The organism is Arcanobacterium hippocoleae (genome assembly GCF_031456295.1).
GTDB classification, from domain to species: Bacteria; Actinomycetota; Actinomycetes; order Actinomycetales; family Actinomycetaceae; genus Arcanobacterium_A; species Arcanobacterium_A hippocoleae.
This window is the reverse complement of the sequence record NZ_JAVDUJ010000001.1, coordinates 1,329,892-1,349,039: the sequence shown is the minus strand read 5'-3', so window position 1 is coordinate 1,349,039 and position 19,148 is coordinate 1,329,892. Positions and strand designations below refer to the sequence as shown.

At 49.0% G+C, this 19,148-nt stretch carries 17 protein-coding genes; 11 read left to right on the top strand and 6 right to left on the bottom strand.

Annotated features, from left to right (window positions below; all coding sequences use genetic code 11):
• Nucleotides 1–281: 281 nt before the first annotated feature.
• The 4 genes from J2S36_RS05715 to J2S36_RS05700 all read right to left on the bottom strand — a co-directional run bounded on the left by J2S36_RS05715 (nucleotide 282) and on the right by J2S36_RS05700 (nucleotide 3,737).
• Entirely contained in the window at nucleotides 282–578 is a 297-nt protein-coding gene (locus tag J2S36_RS05715; protein WP_309956412.1) for a GNAT family N-acetyltransferase, read from the bottom strand.
• A 70-nt stretch (nucleotides 579–648) separates the two neighbouring features.
• Entirely contained in the window at nucleotides 649–1,494 is an 846-nt protein-coding gene (locus J2S36_RS05710; protein ID WP_309956410.1) for a DUF4261 domain-containing protein, read from the bottom strand.
• A 65-nt stretch (nucleotides 1,495–1,559) separates the two neighbouring features.
• Nucleotides 1,560–2,246 carry a CYTH domain-containing protein gene (locus J2S36_RS05705; protein ID WP_309956409.1) on the bottom strand — a complete coding sequence of 229 codons (687 nt, stop codon included), beginning with the start codon at nucleotides 2,244–2,246 and terminating at the stop codon, nucleotides 1,560–1,562.
• Between the two features lie 96 nt (nucleotides 2,247–2,342).
• A complete protein-coding gene (locus J2S36_RS05700) occupies nucleotides 2,343–3,737 on the bottom strand; it encodes a hypothetical protein (RefSeq protein ID WP_309956407.1) in 1,395 nt (464 codons plus the stop codon).
• A gap of 130 nt (nucleotides 3,738–3,867) precedes the next feature.
• Here J2S36_RS05700 and ilvA point away from each other — a divergent pair, with 130 nt between their 5' ends.
• The 7 genes from ilvA (at nucleotide 3,868) to J2S36_RS05665 (ending at nucleotide 11,089) form a co-directional block, all read left to right on the top strand.
• Entirely contained in the window at nucleotides 3,868–5,157 is a 1,290-nt protein-coding gene (gene ilvA / locus J2S36_RS05695; protein ID WP_309956405.1) for a threonine ammonia-lyase IlvA, read from the top strand.
• A 54-nt stretch (nucleotides 5,158–5,211) separates the two neighbouring features.
• The gene (locus J2S36_RS05690) at nucleotides 5,212–6,048 is read left to right on the top strand and encodes a DsbA family protein (protein ID WP_309956404.1); all 837 of its coding nucleotides are present in this window, start codon (nucleotides 5,212–5,214) and stop codon (nucleotides 6,046–6,048) included.
• Nucleotides 6,049–6,148: 100 nt separating this feature from the next.
• Entirely contained in the window at nucleotides 6,149–6,739 is a 591-nt protein-coding gene (locus J2S36_RS05685) for a 1-acyl-sn-glycerol-3-phosphate acyltransferase (RefSeq protein WP_309956403.1), read from the top strand.
• A gap of 127 nt (nucleotides 6,740–6,866) precedes the next feature.
• A complete protein-coding gene (locus J2S36_RS05680; RefSeq protein ID WP_309956402.1) occupies nucleotides 6,867–8,414 on the top strand; it encodes an alpha/beta fold hydrolase in 1,548 nt (515 codons plus the stop codon).
• An 85-nt stretch (nucleotides 8,415–8,499) separates the two neighbouring features.
• Nucleotides 8,500–9,342: an aldo/keto reductase gene (locus J2S36_RS05675; protein ID WP_309956400.1), complete on the top strand. Its 843-nt coding sequence runs from the start codon at nucleotides 8,500–8,502 to the stop codon at nucleotides 9,340–9,342.
• An 89-nt stretch (nucleotides 9,343–9,431) separates the two neighbouring features.
• Nucleotides 9,432–10,241 (top strand): bifunctional hydroxymethylpyrimidine kinase/phosphomethylpyrimidine kinase, encoded by an 810-nt coding sequence (gene thiD / locus J2S36_RS05670; protein WP_309956398.1) that lies wholly within the window; start codon nucleotides 9,432–9,434, stop codon nucleotides 10,239–10,241.
• Nucleotides 10,242–10,366: 125 nt separating this feature from the next.
• The gene (locus tag J2S36_RS05665) at nucleotides 10,367–11,089 is read left to right on the top strand and encodes an HD domain-containing protein (protein WP_309956395.1); all 723 of its coding nucleotides are present in this window, start codon (nucleotides 10,367–10,369) and stop codon (nucleotides 11,087–11,089) included.
• Nucleotides 11,090–11,181: 92 nt separating this feature from the next.
• On the opposite strand, the gene dnaB is transcribed toward J2S36_RS05665, so the two are convergent.
• Nucleotides 11,182–12,591 (bottom strand): replicative DNA helicase, encoded by a 1,410-nt coding sequence (gene dnaB / locus J2S36_RS05660; RefSeq protein ID WP_309956394.1) that lies wholly within the window; start codon nucleotides 12,589–12,591, stop codon nucleotides 11,182–11,184.
• Nucleotides 12,592–13,202: 611 nt separating this feature from the next.
• Here dnaB and J2S36_RS05655 point away from each other — a divergent pair.
• The 4 genes from J2S36_RS05655 (at nucleotide 13,203) to J2S36_RS05640 (ending at nucleotide 18,509) form a co-directional block, all read left to right on the top strand.
• The gene (locus J2S36_RS05655; RefSeq protein WP_309956391.1) at nucleotides 13,203–13,787 is read left to right on the top strand and encodes a hypothetical protein; all 585 of its coding nucleotides are present in this window, start codon (nucleotides 13,203–13,205) and stop codon (nucleotides 13,785–13,787) included.
• 106 nt (nucleotides 13,788–13,893) lie between these two features.
• Entirely contained in the window at nucleotides 13,894–15,315 is a 1,422-nt protein-coding gene (locus J2S36_RS05650; RefSeq protein WP_309956390.1) for an MATE family efflux transporter, read from the top strand.
• Between the two features lie 188 nt (nucleotides 15,316–15,503).
• Nucleotides 15,504–16,712: an amidohydrolase gene (locus tag J2S36_RS05645; RefSeq protein ID WP_309956388.1), complete on the top strand. Its 1,209-nt coding sequence runs from the start codon at nucleotides 15,504–15,506 to the stop codon at nucleotides 16,710–16,712.
• Nucleotides 16,713–16,814: 102 nt separating this feature from the next.
• Nucleotides 16,815–18,509 (top strand): MFS transporter, encoded by a 1,695-nt coding sequence (locus tag J2S36_RS05640; RefSeq protein ID WP_309956386.1) that lies wholly within the window; start codon nucleotides 16,815–16,817, stop codon nucleotides 18,507–18,509.
• Nucleotides 18,510–18,691: 182 nt separating this feature from the next.
• On the opposite strand, the gene rplI is transcribed toward J2S36_RS05640, so the two are convergent.
• The gene (rplI, locus tag J2S36_RS05635) at nucleotides 18,692–19,141 is read right to left on the bottom strand and encodes a 50S ribosomal protein L9 (protein WP_309956384.1); all 450 of its coding nucleotides are present in this window, start codon (nucleotides 19,139–19,141) and stop codon (nucleotides 18,692–18,694) included.
• Between the last annotated feature and the right edge of the window lie 7 nt (nucleotides 19,142–19,148).

Below are 19,148 nucleotides of genomic sequence, written 5' to 3'. Positions count from 1 at the left end.
AGCTTGCAAATCTTTCCAAGAGAAAATTCCGCCCATAAATCAAAGCGAAAAATCAGCACTCTAGCTAAAGATTTGAAAATAACGTGTAAAAATACTCGTCTGGCGCTGCCACCACCAAGACGCAAAACCGATGCATTGCCACTGACGGAAAATCAGAAAGCAGTGATCGCTTTTGTGGAGCAGATCGCTCTTACTCCACGGAAAATTTTACGCGGCACAAATCCTGCCGGCAAACATTTCCTGCGAGCCTGTGGGAAATCACAAAGTACTACACCGAAAAATCATTCAGCAACCGGATAGCCGGGATTATCTGCCACAAACTTTTGCACATAACTGCAAATTGGCACGATCTTCCGCACGCCTTGCTCCTTTTCAAAATCGAGCGCTGTGCGTACCAGCTCACCAGCAAGCCCCCGCCCCTGGAAGTCTTTATGAATAACGGTGTGGGTAAAGAAAATTTCTTCCTCATTCAGGTCGTAGCTGAGATAGCCAATCACGCGATCATCTGGCGCGAGCCGCAGCTCCCATTGCCCACGTGGTTCGTTGTTCACAATTTCGTAAGCCGCTTCGTCATTCATATTTACTCAATTCCTCCGTTGTTAGTTTATTTCTTAGCTTTTCCAAAGAAGCATTTCCCGCACTGCGGAATCAATACATCACACGGATCACCGCATTTTGATCAAAAGGTGAAAGTTCCTGCGTGATTGCCAGCTTTTCACCTTGCGAACTCCCCAAAGTTTGCCCTGGCAAAAGATAAGTATTTGAAGTAATCAGATAGTTTGCAATATCTGCTAGGAGCAAATAGATTTCATCCGGATTACGCAGAGATTCGCGAACCTCTAAATCAAGATGCCCAAATAGTGGCAAACCGAGTGTCCGCCCAAAGCTCAAACCGGCATTTTGGGTGCGAATATTCACCCACAACGGCAAGGGAACACGCCCTTGCGTTAAAGATTCAGCCAGCTCAGTGATCATTTGTGGTGGTTGCACTACCCCAAGTTCACTGCGAAATACGCCCACCGCAGCAGACTCGCGCATCAATGCATCAAGGATCTCCGTGAGTAGAATATGCGCCGAAACCATTCGCTTCCGCCGCTTCACTTCGGGGATTTGCTGTGAAATCCCGTCATTATCAGCATCTTCGCCAGCTAACACTCCCGCTTGTGCCGCATCAGCTGGCGCATAAAGTGTAATCGGCAGATGAAATACATGATCAGGCAATTTTCCGCCACCTGGCACTTGCAATGCGCCACTTATCGGGCTTAAAAGCGCTGTCACGCCCTGCTCCTGAAACTGATATAAATCCCCTGAGACTACATTTGGCTCATTCGGATCAGCAACTACATGCTGCCAACTACCGTCAGCTTTGATCGACCAAATCTCCCGCAAGCGGACAATCGCCGCCGCAAGATCTATCGGCGCATTAAATAACGCCACAACCGAAAGCACTTCCGGGGCAGACGGGTGAATTGCTGAAATTCCAAGCTGTTCCATAGCAGTATTTTATCCCAGGCTCAGGCACCGAAAACACATTGATTTCATGCTTCGCGTAAACATCTTTATGCACTCCGCAAATCAAGGAAAAACGGACCGCGCGCTGCAAGCTCTTGCCGGAATTGCGTATCCCACTGATTCCAAGGCTCTTTTGCCAGTGAATCATTTGTAAACCGCGCATCAGCAGTCACTTCAGTGACGGCAAAATCCGGGATTTGCAAATCAACTACTGGACTCAAGCGCTCACATTCAGCAACAATCAACCCTTCGTTTTGCCCTGCAAATACATCAAATTCCCAGCCATCTTCACTCACCCACAGTGAATATCGGGATTTTAAGACGAGATTCCCTGAGCGTTGCAGAATCTGCACTGCCACATCGAGATCCATTTCATGCTCAAGTTCGTACCGTTCACCATTTACTGACGGAGATTTCACAGCAATCGTAGCCTGCACACTCGCAGAATCGGCAGTCTCTGATCGTGAAAGCAACTGCGTAAGTATTTTCCGTTCATAAGCACCAAGGAAATCAACAGCTTCTGCAAACTTTGGGAATTCAATTTCACCCATCCCGCGAAAGCTCAACCGCACTCGGATCGCATACCCGCCCTGCGCAAATACGTAAGCCTGCACAATGATCTGCTGCGACCCATGCTCACGCGCAGCCTGCGGTAAATTCGCAACAAAAAATTTCCGTTCAAATTCAAAGGGGATTTCACGCCCGTCCGCACCTTCATGCAATTGCTCGTGCATTTGTTTTTCTTCTTTCCGTTACTTCCAAGATTTTAATGATTGTGTAATTTTCTGCTCACGCACTTTCCTTCAGCCTCTGCGCTGCAAATTCTGCACTTATTTTTCTTTTTCCGAACCATGCACACTTTGCGCACCAAGCATTGCGAAAACTCCATCCCGGTAGCTGAAGAATGTATCGCTTGCCGCTCCTGTACCGACAATAATTTTTCCAAAACTCGGATCAAGCACTTCTCCCGTCCGCACATTCACCAATCTTCCCTGCGCTAAACAGAATGGAGCCTGTGCGCTGACGGGGCGGCATGCACCACCAGGGCGAACCCCGCGCCAAGTATCCCGCCCAAGCCACGTATCCCCATATAAATACGCATCCAGCAGCTTTGTCTTTCCGTGCCCCGCAGATTCTTCCGCACCAGCACTAACGCCACCTTTATTTTCAGGCATTTCACTCTCTGCACCCGCTTTCAAAACTGCCAATTTCTGCATCAACTGAGTGAACTGAATCTCTGGAAATGCACCCACGAAGCGGTAACGCATTGCCGGAGCATCTTTTTGCAGCGGTAAAGTTTTTATTGGATCACCGTTCAGATCGTAGGAAGATAATTCCTGCTTCGCCAAATCCACACAAACTGCGCCCTTTTCACCGATTTCACACCAATCTGCAGGGAGCATCCGCATCATCGGGAATGCGAGTATCTGCTGCTGATCTGCCGGAGAATTCTGCGGCAAGATCACTTGGTTGCGCCGGAATTGAAATATCTGCGTGCGGCTTTCTTCCGCACTTTGCTTTTCAGTTTCTCCCTGAGCATCTCCCATATCTGCATCTGTGGATTCACCAGCAGTTTTTGGCAAGGCAAAATCTTGCTGAAAGAATTTCTCACTCGCAACTACTTTTCCATCCGCATCAAGAATCGCTGCCGTCATGCGCTGCTGCTCAATCTTAAACACTCCCAGACCGCGCAAATAACTCCCGATTATGGTTGGCGCCTGAGAGTCGAGCGGATTCAACTTCGACCATCTAAACTTTTCTTTCCCGTCGCGTAATTCCAATGCCACTAAATCAGTTTGCGCCCCCTCAGCTGCGCTCCCGATCACATTGAAATACACTATTCCGTCATGCGCGACAAGATTTTCAATCTTCCCTGACGGTACTGTATAAGTCCATTTTTCCAGCACCGCACTTTCCCCGACACGCGCTAAAGCCACCAAAGTTTGCTTCCCGGAATCTTTGGTGAGCACTACCACATCATCATTTTTCTCCGCAAACGTGACAGCAAGCGGCGCAGTGGAAAATTCCGCTTCCCAAATCCGCCTAAGCCCAGTTTCCAAAGGATTTAACCCAGCATTTTCCTGCTTTTCTTGCTCCTGCGGCGAAGGTTGCAGCTGCTGAAAATCATCTGGCTTTGCAGGTTCAAGCGCAGGCGTGCACGCCCCCACAACCATCGCGAGCGCGGAAAACACCGCCAAATATGCCAAGTTTCGGACAGGACGCATAAGCTTCTTCTAACCTCATAAAATAGGAGCAACACAAATAGCCTAATACACGCTTCGGGAGCGCGTCTCATTAATCACAGCTTTCGTGCATGTAAACAAGCTTCGCTATCCCATCACCATTTGGAGAATCATGGTCAATAACGAAAATCTATCCGATTACAATCTGCCGCAACTACCGAGCGGCACGGATGTGGTACTCGCAGCGCAAGTACTGGGAAACGAAATCCGGAAAACTCCGCTTGAACGCTCACCACGCTTGAGCAATAAACTTGGCCGCGATATTTTTCTCAAACGTGAAGATATCCAGGTGGGGCGCTCATATAAAGTACGCGGAGCATATAATTTCATTTCCTCACTTGCCGCTGCCGATGCTGCTCGCGGAGTAGTTTGCGCATCAGCTGGCAATCACGCACAGGGAGTTGCATATTCTTGCAATCGTCTGCAAATCCAAGGCACTATTTTCATCCCGAGCACTACCCCACGGCAAAAACGCAATCGGATCCGCGATATTGGCGGTGAATGGGTGCAGGTGCGAGAAGTAGGAGCAACTTTTGATGAATGCTCAGCCCAGGCTACTAAATACGCGGTAGAAGCTGGTGCCGTCTACGTACATCCATTTGATGACGCGCGCACTATTGCAGGGCAAGGCACGGTTGTAAAGGAAATTTTCGATCAATGCCCAAGCTATCCGGCCGCAATTCTCGTACCGATCGGCGGCGGCGGTTTGCTTGCCGGCACACTCGCCTGGATCAAGCAATTTCATCCCGAAACAAAAGTAATTGGAGTGGAGCCAGCAGGTGCAGCCTCAATGCAGGCAGCATTCGCAGCCGGTAAGCCCGTCACTCTTCCGGAAGTAGATACTTTCGCTGACGGCACTGCTGTTGCCCGCGTTGGAAATATCACTTACGAGATTGCTCGTAAATTTGTTGACGCGATCGTCACTGTACCCGAAGGCGCAATCGCTTCCGAAATGCTTGAACTTTACCAGGTGGAAGGAATCATTACTGAACCTTCAGGTGCACTTTCAGTTGCCGCATTACGGAAATATGTAGATTTAGCAGCTCTTCCTGCCGGTCCGATCGCCTGCGTGCTCAGCGGGGGCAATAATGACGTCTCCCGATATGACGATATCGTTGAGCGGGCAATGATCCATGAAGGCTTCCGGCATTATTTCCTCGTCACGTTTCCGCAAAAGCCTGGCGCGCTGCGTTCTTTCCTGAATGAAGTGCTTGGTGACGGTGACGATATCGTACTTTTTGAATATACGAAAAAACATAATCGTGAGAAAGGTCCGGCACTCGTCGGGATCGAAATTGATGATCCAGCGAATCTTACTGGACTTTTGGCGCGCATGGATGCTTCAGAAATTGAAGTCGAAAAGCTTGAACCAAATTCACCCGCATTTGGCTTCGTGCTGTAATTTCACCGGCACAGCTTTTCTCAATCTGCCCATGAAAAAGGTAGGGTTAAGGTTATGACTCAAGAAAACAGCTATTCGGCCGTAGCTCCCGCTGCAGCACAACAAAATAAGACCAGTAAAATATTGATTATTGCGCTGATTGTGCTGGCAATGGTAGCTACCGTCTTCGCCACTCTTTTCTTTACCTCCCAGGCAAATCCTGGTGCGAATCAAAAACAACGGGCACAAACGCAAACCGCGCAGGCTGATCAACCAGGATCTGCCACGCAAAATGGTACACAACCAGGAGCAGGCGAAAACCAGCAGCCTACCACTGCACAACCAGTTTCTCCTGAGGCAAAGCAAGCAATCGACGCGCAGCATCGTCTGGATCCAAAAGATCCAATGGCGAAAGGGGATGTAAACGCACCCGTTGTGATCGAAGTATACGCAGACTTCCGATGTGGGCACTGTATCAACTACACACTCAATACTGAACCAGAATTAGAATCACGCATCGCAGCAGGCGAAATTCGTTATGAATTTAATTCACTTCCAGTGCTCGGCCCGGATTCAACACTTGCAGCATATGCCGCACAAGCCGCTGCAAATCAGAATAAGTTCTGGGAATATCACAATGAGCTCTTCAAACTCGCTGCGAGCGGGAATGCTGCATATAACGACGCAACTTTCAATCAGCTCGCACAAAAAGTCGGGATAAAAGATCTCGCAAAATTTACTGCAGATATGAAGAGTCCGGATACTGCGCAAAAAGTTGCAGCTGATTCTGAGCGCGCCCAGCAGCTGGGAATCAATGGCACCCCGTCCTTCCTCATCGGATACAGCTATCTGCCTGGCAGTGTAGACACCGACACTTTGAATCACATCATCGACCTCGAACTCAAACGTTAAAATCGCGCAATCAGTTAAATATCCGATTTATCGATAAGCGTTTTCGCTACGGTAAAGCCAGAAAATTTTACTCTTGATACCCGACCTAGAAGGGATCCTTATGGGATTTTTGAAACTGCTTTCATCGATTTATCTTTTCTTCTCACCAGTAAAACTGATTCAAGGCTCACCGCTGCCGAAAAAGTGCATTGTGATCGGCGCTCCGCACACATCAAATTGGGACGGAATATTAATGGCGATCGGCTTATGGCAAACAAAACGGAAATTTCGTTTCTTCGTGAAAGACTCCGCAGTAAAATCGCCCTTTGGACCGCTGATCAAAGCCGTCGGCGGGATGGCAATAGATCGTTCAGCGAAACATGGCGTAGTCGGTGCCGCAGTCGAAGCAGCTCAAGCAGCTGATGATTTCCTCCTCGTGATCACACCGAAAGGTACCCGCGGGAAACGCGATTATTGGAAATCTGGCTTCTACCATATCGCCTACCAGGCAAAGCTTCCCGTCGTACTTGGATATCTGGATAAAAAAGGCACCAAGAGCTTTGGGTGGGGCAAGACGATTCAGCTTACTGGCGATATGCAGGCAGATATGGATCTGATTCGTGAGTTTTATGCCGATAAATCCGGATGGAATCCGGCATTGAAAAGCGAACCGCGACTGCGCGATGAAGATAATAAAATGTATCTACAGTAAAGCAAGATCAGGGCAGAGCTTCATCAGCCAGCATTTGGTCAGTGCTGGCTTTGGCAGATCAGCCAGTGAAAGTAAGCGAAACTGGCATGGTTGAAAATAACGAAAATAATGAAAGAAGATGAAAGCAGTGGTAGAAAAAATTACCCAGTGGCTCAGTACGCTTGCCCCAAAATATCTTGCGCAGGAAAATCTGAAATCCAATGCGCCGCATAAATTCCCTGGGTATCACACAATCGAATATCAGTTTCAGGCACCCCTCGATTTTTCTGAACAATATTTTGCAGCTTTTCAGCTTTCGCCCTCCGAACAGGCGCTGCTCCCGCCGGAAATCACCGTCTTCGCGCGAGAATATATTGGTGACGGCGGAGAAAATTTACCCCGCCTAGTCTACTTCCAAGGCGGCCCTGGCTCAGCTGGCACTCGTCCGGCACCAATGGGCGGCTGGATGCAGGAAATGCTTTCACATTACCGGATCGTAATGTTAGACGAGCGTGGCACGGGCTTATCGCACGCTATGGACGCGCTGCGGATCAGTGGAATTTCGAGTGTAAAAGCGCAAGCCGCATACCTTGCCTGCTTCCGTGCAGATCATATTGTGGCTGATGCCGAGTTACTCCGTCGGCTCTTGCAAGATAGTGAAAAATGGAGTGCTCTTGGGCAGTCTTTTGGCGGTTTTTGCCTCACCAGTTATCTTTCATTAGCTCCCGGCGGGCTCAGGCAGGCCTTCATTACCGCCGGATTGCCGTCCACCGTCCGCCATGCGGATGATGTGTATCTTCGCACCTGGGAAAGCCTGGAGCAGCGCAATGCCGAATATTTCCGGCAATTTCCCGAAGATGAACGTACTTGCTGGGAAATCGTAGAGCACCTGGCTGAATTTGCAGAATACTTACCCACGGGTGAACGGCTCACCCCGCGCCGTTTCCGGATGCTTGGCATCACGCTCGGCCGCTCTTTTGGTTTTGAAAAAATGCACTATCTCCTGGAAAATCCATTCATTGAGATTAATCCGCAAATAGCTGCAAAGCCAGATTCAGCTGCATCTAGCACCCGTCGGCTTTCCAGCCGATTTCTCACAGCCGTTAATGCCGAACTGAGCTTTGCCGATACGCCGCTTTACTGGACACTACATGAGACGATTTATGCCCAAAGTAACGCACTTTGCGCGTCTGGGTTGGGGAATGACGGCTCTGCCGCAACAGCATGGTCTGCACAGCGGGTGCGGGAAGCTTTCCCACAATTCCGACTACCAGATTTATCTGATGGAGCACGTGGCGAAGCTGAGTTACGAAAACGTGTGGAAGCCGCCGGTTTCGGTTTCCGATTCTCTTGTGAGCATGTATTTTCATGGCAAGGTAGCGAAGATCCGGCATTACAAGGACTAGCTCCCGCTACTGAATTTCTTGCCGGATTTGAGCATTTCCCGCCATTGCACCTGCCCGAAGTGCTCGCTGAGAATAATGTGCCGGTAAAAGCCTGGATCTATCAGCCAGATATGTTTGTACCCGATGATCTTTCGCTGGAGACGGCAAAACAGATTCGCGGTTTACAGCCCTTGATTTCTGAAACTTTCCACCATGATGCACTGCACACGCATACAAAAGAAATCATCTCTGCTTTTATCGCTGACGAGAATCGTAATCAGGCAGCGGGAATCGATACGGAAAATATTTGATTCATAGCAGCAGCGCAAGCAGAGTCTTAGTTCTCAATTTGTGAAAACTCTTGCGGCGCCAAACTTATCGGAGAAAAATAAGGTCATGATCCAAATTCCTGAATACACATTAAATACCGGCGCAAAAATGCCCGCATTGGGCTTTGGCACATATCAGGTAGCGCCGCAAGACGCCACCGAAGTAGTGCTGCACGCGCTTGAACTCGGCTATCGTCATATTGATACTGCCCAAATGTATGGCAATGAGCGTGAGGTCGGTGCAGCGATTGCAGCCAGCGGGATTCCGCGTGAAGAACTGTTTATCACTACAAAGCTGAATAATTGCAATCACGAACCAGACGCAGCGCGCGCTGCGTTCGAGCAATCTCTCACCGATTTAGGGCTCGACTATGTAGATTTGTTTTTGATGCATTGGCCACTGCCGATGCGGTACGACGGAAATTTCGTTGGCACGTATAAAGTGATGGAAGAGTTTGCCCTCGATCACCGTGCAAAAGCAATCGGTGTATCAAATTTTGAGCCGCATCATTTGGTGCAGATTCTGCGCGAATGTTCGGTTGTACCGGCAAGTAATCAGATTGAACGTCACCCTTATTTGCGGAACCGTGCGAATGCAGAGTTTTGCCGGAATCAGGGGATTCGCGTAGTAGCTTGGAGCCCGATTGCGCGTGGTGCCGTCCTGAATGATCCCGTAATCCAAGAGATTGCGCATGAATATGATGCTACTGCGGCACAAATCGTGCTTGCCTGGCATCTTGGGCGTGGCACGTCAGCAATCCCGAAATCAAATTCGCCCAAACGCCAGGCTGAGAACCTTGCCGCAGCGCAAATTCGCCTTACTGCCGGTGAAATAGCAAAGATCGACGCGCTCGATAAGGGCGAATTTGGAAGGCAGGGGCCGCATCCTGATCAAATGAACGCCATCTGAAACGCATCACGCAAGCACTAAACGTGCTGCGCGTGCATGCGTCAATGATTATTACTGCAACTCGTAAAACAACTAAAGTGAGGACGAAAATGGTTGCATTCGCATATACGATCGCTGGTTCAGAAGCTACTGGCGGTGCTGGATTTCAAGTTGATTTGAAAACCTTCCACCAGCTGGGATGCTATGGTGCAGGTGCATTGACTTGTATCGTCTCATTCGATCCGAATAATCACTGGGCGCATCGTTTCGTACCGGTAGCTCCACAGATTATTGCCGATCAGATCGAGGCTGCCACCGCCGCACAGGATCTGGATACGGTCAAGATTGGGATGCTTGGGCATCCGGATACGATCCATACCGTCGCCACAGCTCTCAAAAAGCAGCCTTGGAAAAATGTGGTACTTGATCCAGTGCTGATTTGTAAGGGGCAAGAGCCTGGGCAGGCACTCGATACGGATAACGCGCTGCGGGAAGAAATTTTGCCGCTGGCTACAGTTGCTACCCCAAATTATTTTGAGGCTTGCACTCTTGCGGGCATGGAAAAACTTGCTACTGTGGAAGATCTTGCCGAAGCAGCAAAGCGAATTTCTGCACTTGGCCCCAAATATGTAGTTGTAAAAGGTGGCACAGAGTTTCCGGGGCCAGATGCAATTGATGTGCTTTGGGACGGTAGCGAGGCGATTGTTTATTCCGCTCCAAAGATTGGCAATGAGCGTGTCTCAGGAGCTGGCTGCTCGCTTGCTGCCGCGATCACAGCTGAACTGGCAAAGGGCACTGAGATTCGCATAGCCGTAAAGATTGCGAAAGAACTAGTGACGGCAGGCATTCAGGCGCGCGTATCTGGGCATACTCCCTTTGATACCGTCTGGCAGGGTGCGTACGCTTCAAAGCAAGCATGATCTGCTGCAGCCGCTTTCACTATTTCTAGATCGTGGGGATTACTGTTGAATAATGGTAATCCCCAGATTTATTTTTATTTCTTTTTCTGATGAATTATTAGCAAAGATCAAGCGCAAGGAAAGTTATGGACAGTTTCGGGCGTTTTCCTGATTTCGCGCAGTTACGTGCATTTTTAGTGCAATCATTGCGGGAATATTTATTTTCGATCACTGAAAAATCTGCAGCTGCGCGCAAATATCGGTTTGAGCATTGCTTGCGGGTAGCACAGATTGGGCGGCAGGTGGCTCTTGCCGATTCAACTCCACACCAGCCGATTGATCCTGATTCGCTAGAGATCGGATGTTTGCTGCATGATATTGGAAAATGGGATGCTCTCGTGCCGGTAGATCATGGGCGTGCCGGAGCTTTACGCGCCTACCGTTTATTGCGTGATGCAGGGTTAGCACAATCAGTTTGCCAAGAGCTTGCACAGGGGATTGCAATGCATGTGGACGGGATTTGGAATCCTGGGGAAAATGGGGGCACTTTCACGAATCGTAAGGGAGAAAAATATTTCGTCTTTGATCATGCACCCTCATTCCTTGCACGGCTAATTGGGCAATGCGACGATATTGACCGTTTCTCTACTTACCGTATTTTCGATACCTTGCATTACTTTAAGTTTTTGGAATTAGATTCTGCTGCGCAAATTCAATGGATTGACCAATATTTAGAAAAGCTTGCTATCGAGAGCGAAAAATTGCGAGATACTGCAAGTTTGCGGCAGCGCTGGCAGGAAAATATTGATTATCAACGCCGGTACTTCCAACGCCTACGCAAAGAAATTGCAGGAAGCATCGCGCCTTAAATGACGAAAAACAAATCACAAAGCTAACTCAGCCGCGTATTTGTTACTTTCTGTGCGCATCGCGCAGAATTTCACAAGAAGTCTATGCAGTTTTAATAATCCTGGTTTGTGAAATTATCATTCGCTGCAAGATTCGCAAAACGTGTACGGTTACGCTGAAACATCAACTCCACCGAACCAGTTGGACCAGAACGATTCTTCCCAACAATAATCTCTGACGGCGGCTGATCCATCTGATCTTCACTTTCCTTATTGTGAATCAATAAAATCACGTCAGCATCCTGCTCAAGCGAACCAGACTCACGCAAATCAGCCACCTGCGGACGCTTATCATTACGCGCTTCCGGATTACGATTCAACTGCGCCACAGCAATAATCGGAATTCCTAACTCTTTCGCAAGCAACTTAATCGAACGTGAAAACTCCGAAACTTCCTGCTGCCGCGATTCAGGCGTCCGACCACCTGAAGTCAGCAGCTGTAAATAGTCGATCACAATCAATTCAATTTGATTTTGCTGCCGCAATCGCCGTGCTTTTGCGCGGATCTCCGTCATCGTTAAATTCGGGGAATCGTCCACATAAAACGGGGACTGCCCAATTCGTTCAAGGGTGGAAGCGATCGTATTCCAGTCACGTTGTTCTAAATCTCCACGAATCAACTTATTGAGAAATACTCCCGACTCTGCTGCAAGTGCGCGCATCACCAATTCTGTCCGGCTCATTTCCAGGGAAAAGAAGGCGACAGCTTTCCGCTCTTTGATTGCCACATTTCGGCAAATATCCATTGCCAGTGTAGATTTTCCATAACCTGGGCGCGCAGCCACAATAATCATTTGCCCCGCACGCAGTCCGTTCAGACTTGCGTCAAGATCATAAAATCCCGTAGGCAACCCCGCCATTTCACCATCACGTGCATTATTTATTTCGATTTCTTTAATCACATCTGGAATGATGTGCTCGAAATCTGCGTAATCATTCACGATATGCTGCTCGGCAACGGCAAACATTTCCTGCTGCGCTAAATCAATCACAGCATCCACATCCAATCCGTCACCACCTTGTGCCAACTGCACGATTTTTGTACCGGCGTTGATCAAAGCACGCAATTTCGCCGTATCTTGCACAATTTTTGCATAATGCACTACGTTTGCAGCCGTCGGCACCATACTCACTAAACGATAGAGATAGTCTTGCCCACCGCAACGCTCCAGTTCGCCGTCTTTCTTCAATGCCGCAGATATTGTGATTGCATCTGCCACACCGCCTTCACCAAAAATTTTGATGATTGCATCGAAGATCGTAGCATGCTGCGGACGGTAGAAATCCGTTGCCCGGAGTACTGGCACAACTTCCGAGATCGCGTCTTTATTGATCAGCATCGCCCCGAGGACACTCATTTCGGCTTCGAGATTTTGCGGGGGTACACGCGTGAAGTCCTGCTGCATCCCACCGCTCGTTGCTGCACGTTTTGCAAATTCATCTCGTTGCCGTTCCTGCACCATTTAACTACTCCTTCTGGATCGCTATTCGCCATCGCCGTCAGTCCTTGTTTAATTATGCGCAATTTTCTCACGGCAGCAATAATGCAGACGCAATTTGCACCAAGCGAGGTACTGCATTAAAAATACGTCATGCTCCATCTCGCTGCACCTGCTTTCCAGCTTTCTCGCTACTGCACTAAATCGAACTATGGAAATCGGTGCAAAATAGGTGAATCATGGATAAATGAAAAATGCAAACCACACGCTCAAAACGCCATGTGGATAACTGTGGACACTTTAAGAAAATATGTGGATTGGTTTTCAGATATTCGTGGATAAAACCATACTGAAGGCACTTTCAACGCACTTACCCACACGATTTTTATCCACAAAAGTGGATAATCTGCGAAGAATCGCGAATTTTAGCCACACGTAATTTCCACAGCTGTGGATACATATAAGTGGTGAAGATCCTGAATTTCACTCTGGATTTAGAAAAAGTTAAAGTTGAAACACGCCCGAATTTGACATGTATTTACCAACAAGCCGCACGCTGCTTCGCCCTAAACCGATAGACTGAAACTAACTATTCATCAAACCACACTTGATCTATGCGAGATAAAGGAAAAATCATGGCGCACGCTTTTGAATCCAGTAACACTTCCGGATCAGCCTGGATGGGTGGATCAAAGCATAATCCACTCAAATCAAAACCAGCAAGTGCATGGAAAATGCGCACAGAGGCCGCTGACGATTTCCTTGCCGGAGCAGTCTCACAACAAAAACCAGCTAAAGCAGCCCACACAAGCAATAATGCGCGCACTGCACGAGTAAAACAAGCAAAGCAACAACGCCCATCACGGCTTGTATCCGCACCGCAGAAACAACCGTTTCTGACACAACTTGCCGAATCGTTAAAGCAAGATATCGCTGAAGCTGCACGTGAAGCCAATAAAAACAACACAACAGCTACCGGAAATTCACAAACTACTCCCGCTACTCCGCCTCCAGCTCAAGCACCAGTGCCAGCCGATTCTTCCCTGCCGCAACAACTGGCAGCAAAGAATGAAAAAACATATGAATCTTTCAGTGAACTCCTGAAAAATCTAGACCGTCTTCAAGGCGAAGAACTCACTTCCGCGATAAAGAGTACTATCAGCGCAAATATCGGTGTAGTGATTGCCGTTATTTTCGTACTGTTCCTGATAATGTTCTGATTCTTCCAGTTTGCAACACGCCGATCTACAACACATCCGCACCTCCCTGCCCGCCGATCCGATCTTGCTCAGCTGAAATATCGTCACTAATATTCCCCACTTTCTCATGCATCAAAAACACGAAATTTCCCGTCTTCATCCCACCTTGCCGGCTGCTGCACCAAACGATCTACACGCAGTGGATCGGAAAATCATTCACCTCGCTTTAACGTCATTAGGCACATTGCTTGTTGAACCCCTCCTGGTCGCAGTAGATTCAACGATGATCGGGCGTCTTGGCACCACCGAACTTGCCGGGCTCTCCCTTGCCTCAGCCGTCCTCACCACGATTGTTGGACTCTGTATTTTTCTCACCTACGCCACTACCGCAGCTACCGCCCGCGCTTTCGGAGCAGGTAAGAAGCAGCAGGCTGCACGCTTAGGAATCGACGGAATCTGGCTCGCAGCCGCACTCGGCGGATTACTCTGGATTTTCATTTTCCTCTTCGCTACCCCAATTTTGCAGCTCTTTGGCCCGCAGCCGCAGGTATTGCCACATGCCGTCGGGTATCTGCAAGCCTCCGCAGCTGGTTTACCCGGGATGCTGCTTGTGCTTGCAACTACCGGAGCACTGCGGGGTTTTACAGATGCCCGCACGCCGTTGATTGCCTCAACTTTCGGAGCCTGCTTAAACATTCCATTAAATATCGCATTTATCTACATCTGGGGATTCGGGGTTACCGGCGCTGGGATCGGCACGGCCATTGCGCAAAATCTGATGGGCGCATTTCTGACCTGGCGCTTTGCGCGTATCGCCAAAAAAGTACAGGCAAATCTAGGTTTTTCAGGCTCTGGCGTGTTCAGCTCCCTGCGGGCTTCGTTCCCGTTACTGGTGCGCACGATTTCATTACGCACCGCGCTTTTGGCACAAATCGCCGCAGCTACCGCACTGGGAACTCTCGCGCTGGCCGCCAACCAAATCGTATTTACGATGTGGAATTTTGCAGCTTATGGTCTTGATTCACTCGCAATCGCCGCGCAAATCATGATTGGGCAAAGTTTGGGAAACGGCGATAAGCAAAGCGTAAAAACGATCCTGCAGCGTTGTATTAGCTGGAGCTGGCGTGCAGGCATCCTACTTGGATTTAGCTTTGCCTGCTTCGCCTTATTTATTCCACAACTGATGTCATTCGATGCAAAAGTGCAATTAATGAGCAGAGCTGCACTTTGGCTGATTGCGCTTTCGCTGCCGATCAGTGCGCTTACCTATTTACTTGACGGGGTATTGATCGGCGCTGGTGATACGAAAAAACTAGCCAAATATATGCTTATCGCACTTTTTAGTTTTCTCCCTTTTGCCGCCGCCTTGATCCAATTTGGTCCGCGACTAGCGCTACATTTCGCTACACCTACTCACGCCATGCTTCCAGACGGAATGACCCTCGGAATGCTTTTGCTTTGGGCTGCTTATGCGTTGATTTTCATGGGTGTACGTGCAGCTACGATGTATCGACGGATCAAAGATGAAGCTTGGATGCATCTTTCTTGATCCGAAAATTTAGCTTCACGATGAATCCCGAATCGGTAAATCCTCGCAGATCTCCATACGCTCCTTCCTCATTGTATTTACGCAGCTGAACATCTAGATACTCACGTATATCTCAGATACTTGCAAAAACCATCTCACGCGTGGAAAGCCATCTAGACCTAAAGGCTAATTAATGCATATAGTTAAGTATGAGCACAATATATGAAGCCTTAGAAAAGTATACTTCCTGGCAGGAAGATCTCTACGTCCATTTCCATCAGCATCCAGAACTTTCGATGCTTGAGGTGGAAACCGCAGCTAAGATTACCGAGATTCTCGATTCTCTTGGCTATACTACGCACCAAATTGGCGGCGGCGTCGTTGGTGTATTAGAAAATGGTACCGGGCCAAAGGTGCTCTTCCGTGCCGATATTGATGCCCTTGCCGTGAAAGAAACTACTGGTCTGCCATATGCTTCCACTGCAAAAGCACCGAACGCAGCTGGCGAACTCGTACCTGCAATGCATGCATGCGGGCATGATATGCATATTACCGCAGCTCTTGGCACCGCGCGCGCACTCGCAGAGCATCGCGATGAATGGGCTGGCACCTATATTGCGCTCTTCCAACCAGGTGAAGAGACTGCGCAAGGTGCGAAATCAATGGTGGCTGACGGGCTGACGGAAAAAATTCCTACTCCCGATTACTGTTTCTCGCAACATGTTCTCACCACTCCTGAATCCGGGAAAGTAGGTACTACTGACGGTCCATTCCTCTCCACGGCAGCAAGCTTGCGGGTGAAGGTTTTCGGCAAGGGCACACACGGTTCTATGCCGCATCTTGGAATTGATGCCGTCACCTTAGCAGCTGCGATCGTGACCCGGCTGCAGACGATCGTGGCACGCGAAGTGAGCCCATTCGATTTCGGTGTGGTGAGCGTCGGAAAAATTTCCGCTGGTGCTGCTGCAAATGTGATTCCAGGGGAAGCTGAATTGCTATTGAATGTGCGTGCATATTCCGCAGAGGTACGTGAACAGCTAATTTCTGCGATCAAGCGGATTGTCACTGCTGAATGTGCCGCTTCTGGATCGCCGCAGGAACCAGAAATCGACGTTTATGACGAATTCCCGCTCACTTATAACGATCCAGAACTGAATCAAAAACTCACTGCACACTTGCGTGCCGTCATGGGTGAAGAAAATGTGGTGGCGCTAAAGGCGCAAACTGCTTCTGAAGATTTCTCCACGATTCCAGATGCTTTTGGTTGCCCATACATCTATTGGGGATTCGGCGGATTCACTGCTGAGCAGGAGAAGTTCCCGAATCACAATCCTGGCTTTGGTCCAGCATTGCAGCCGTCCCTCGCGACCGGCACGAAGGCTGCAACCGCCGCAGCGATGCTTTTCCTTGGCAAATAAATTCAGCTAAAACGCTTTCGCAAACCGCTTTACTGATCCGGTTTGCGAAAGCCCTCATTGGATCTATACTGAAAAATTCATACACACTGTAGGGGGATTACCTTGAATGCAAAAACTGCGCGAAAGGCGCAAAAAGGGAAAGCTCCAGAAAAGTACCAAGGCACTGAGAAACTTCTTTGGGGGATCGTTCTTGCCGTCGTCACTTTCTGGCTTTTTGCGGGGACGGCAGGCACTGTCGCTCCCGAAATCATGGCGGATATCAACGCCAATCATGAATATCTTGACGCTTCGTCTATGAATCTTGCAGTTTCGATCACAGGCCTTTTCTCCGGTCTGTTTATCGTGCTTGCGGGTGGTACTGCCGATAAGGTCGGGCGCGTAAAAGTTACACTCGTTGGCGTAGCACTCAATATTCTCGGATCCGCATTGCTTGTTTTCGCAGCTGGCGCACTCGCACTTCCATTGCTGATCATTGGTCGTGTGGTCCAGGGCTTTGCAGCAGCTTGCATCATGCCTGCTTCAATGGCTCTGGTGAAGTCTTATTGGGACGGTGCCGCTCGTCAGCGCGCTGTGTCGATGTGGTCGATTGGTTCCTGGGGTGGTTCCGGCTTAGCCGCGATCTTTGGCGGTACCGTAGTGAATTATGTTGGCTGGCGCGGGATTTTCATTGCCTCGATTGCAATCTCCGTGATTTCTTTCTTGATGATTCTTGGCACGCCTGAAGATAAGGTCGAAAATACTGCCAAGAAGGGCTTTGATTACATTGGGTTGGCGACTTTTATTTCCGCTACGCTCGCTTTGATGATTGTGCTGCTTTATGGTTCAAAGATGGGTTGGGCTTCGCTCAACACAATCGGGCTCGCGATCTTCTCGATCGTTTGCTATACGGTCTTCTATCTTTGGGAGAAGAAGCAAAGTACGCCATTCGTGAACTTTACCCTCTTCAAGAACACCACCTTTACCGGTGCCACAATCTCAAACTTCCTGGTCAATGGCACAATCGGAATGTTGATCATTTCGCAGCAAGTAATTCAGATGGCAGGGCATAAGCCTGACGGCAGCGCATATACCGCATTCGATGCTGGTTTGCTCTCAATTGGTTACGGTATTTTCATCATTTCTTTCATTCGTGTTGGTGAAAAGCTGCTGCAAAAATTTGGTCCACGCAAACCAATGATTTGGGGTGCGCTGATCACGATCGTTTCTTGTTTGATGCTGATGGCAACGCACCTCCTGATCGGTGCATACGTTATTTTAGCGATTATTGCATACTGTCTGTTCGGTCTGGGTCTTGCATTCTACGCAACCCCGTCTACTGACGCTGCCCTCTCTGCACTTCCTGCAGAGCAAGCTGGTGCCGGCTCAGGGATCTACAAGATGGCTTCATCACTCGGCGGCGCAATTGGTACTGCAATTTCACTCGCGGTTTACTATGGTCTGCAGGGTTCTGTAGTACCAGATATCATCACGCTGCAGGGTCGTACCGATAATGCTTCGATTCGTCTTGCTGCAATGGTGGCACTCGGCGTTTCGCTAGTATTCCTGCTACTGACGATCGTTTCAATCGTGATGACGATTCCAAAGGGTGGTGGATCGAAGGATCTGGGTCGTGTGGAAGAGTCTGCAGCTCCGAAACCACAGCTTCCGCTTGATGCACAAAAGCGGGCACTGCTTGAGCGCCTTGCTCATCGTGATTTCTCAGATCTCGAATATGTCGAGAAACAGCTTTTGATTCGTGATTTGCAGTCACTTGATCGGCGTTTGCTTGAGGAAATAGTCGAGCAACGCAAGAGCTGAAGTCTCCCAAAAAGAGCCTGGTTCCGCAGATCCTGCGTCTAACCAGGCTCTTTTTAGTTATATTTTTAGTGAAGTTAATAGTTTTGCGCGGCACAAAATAAATGTGGTGGATGTGAGCTTTGGAGCTCACATCCACCACATTAAATTATTTCTCGTAACTCAAAGTTACTGTGCAAACCGCATTACTTTGCAGACTGCACTGCAATCTTCACCTGTGCGGTGATTTCATCGTGCAGTTTCACACTACCTGCATATTCGCCCACGGATTTGATCGTGGATGCGAGGTTCACTGCCCGGCGATCAATCGCCTTACCCGACAGTTCAGACGCAGCTGCAGCCACATCAGCAGTGCTTACGCCACCGAAAAGACGACCGTTTTCGCCAGCGGTCTTCTTGATTACGAGCACATTGGATTCGAGTGCATCACGCACTTCACGAGCTACTTCGAGATCGTGAGTTGCACGCTTCCGATTCGATTCAGCAATCTGATCGATCTGCTTCTGCGCACCCTTCGTCCATGCCACTGCATAGCCGCGTGGAATCAGGAAGTTCCGGCCATAGCCGTCCTTCACCGTCACTACTTCACCTGCGGTACCCAAACCTTTTACTTCGTGAGTCAGGATGATCTTCATATTTATT

Excerpts from the sequence above, each read along its gene's own strand:
- J2S36_RS05700 (WP_309956407.1), bottom strand. The coding sequence starts at position 3,737 with ATGCGTCCTGTCCGAAACTTGGCATATTTGGCGGTGTTTTCCGCGCTC.
- J2S36_RS05685 (WP_309956403.1), top strand. The coding sequence starts at position 6,149 with ATGGGATTTTTGAAACTGCTTTCATCGATTTATCTTTTCTTCTCACCA.
- ilvA (WP_309956405.1), top strand. The coding sequence starts at position 3,868 with ATGGTCAATAACGAAAATCTATCCGATTACAATCTGCCGCAACTACCG.
- dnaB (WP_309956394.1), bottom strand. The coding sequence starts at position 12,591 with ATGGTGCAGGAACGGCAACGAGATGAATTTGCAAAACGTGCAGCAACG.
- J2S36_RS05705 (WP_309956409.1), bottom strand. The coding sequence starts at position 2,246 with ATGCACGAGCAATTGCATGAAGGTGCGGACGGGCGTGAAATCCCCTTT.
- J2S36_RS05655 (WP_309956391.1), top strand. The coding sequence starts at position 13,203 with ATGGCGCACGCTTTTGAATCCAGTAACACTTCCGGATCAGCCTGGATG.
- J2S36_RS05715 (WP_309956412.1), bottom strand. The coding sequence starts at position 578 with ATGAATGACGAAGCGGCTTACGAAATTGTGAACAACGAACCACGTGGG.
- J2S36_RS05645 (WP_309956388.1), top strand. The coding sequence starts at position 15,504 with ATGAGCACAATATATGAAGCCTTAGAAAAGTATACTTCCTGGCAGGAA.
- J2S36_RS05675 (WP_309956400.1), top strand. The coding sequence starts at position 8,500 with ATGATCCAAATTCCTGAATACACATTAAATACCGGCGCAAAAATGCCC.
- J2S36_RS05690 (WP_309956404.1), top strand. The coding sequence starts at position 5,212 with ATGACTCAAGAAAACAGCTATTCGGCCGTAGCTCCCGCTGCAGCACAA.
- rplI (WP_309956384.1), bottom strand. The coding sequence starts at position 19,141 with ATGAAGATCATCCTGACTCACGAAGTAAAAGGTTTGGGTACCGCAGGT.
- J2S36_RS05650 (WP_309956390.1), top strand. The coding sequence starts at position 13,894 with ATGCATCAAAAACACGAAATTTCCCGTCTTCATCCCACCTTGCCGGCT.
- J2S36_RS05710 (WP_309956410.1), bottom strand. The coding sequence starts at position 1,494 with ATGGAACAGCTTGGAATTTCAGCAATTCACCCGTCTGCCCCGGAAGTG.
- thiD (WP_309956398.1), top strand. The coding sequence starts at position 9,432 with ATGGTTGCATTCGCATATACGATCGCTGGTTCAGAAGCTACTGGCGGT.
- J2S36_RS05665 (WP_309956395.1), top strand. The coding sequence starts at position 10,367 with ATGGACAGTTTCGGGCGTTTTCCTGATTTCGCGCAGTTACGTGCATTT.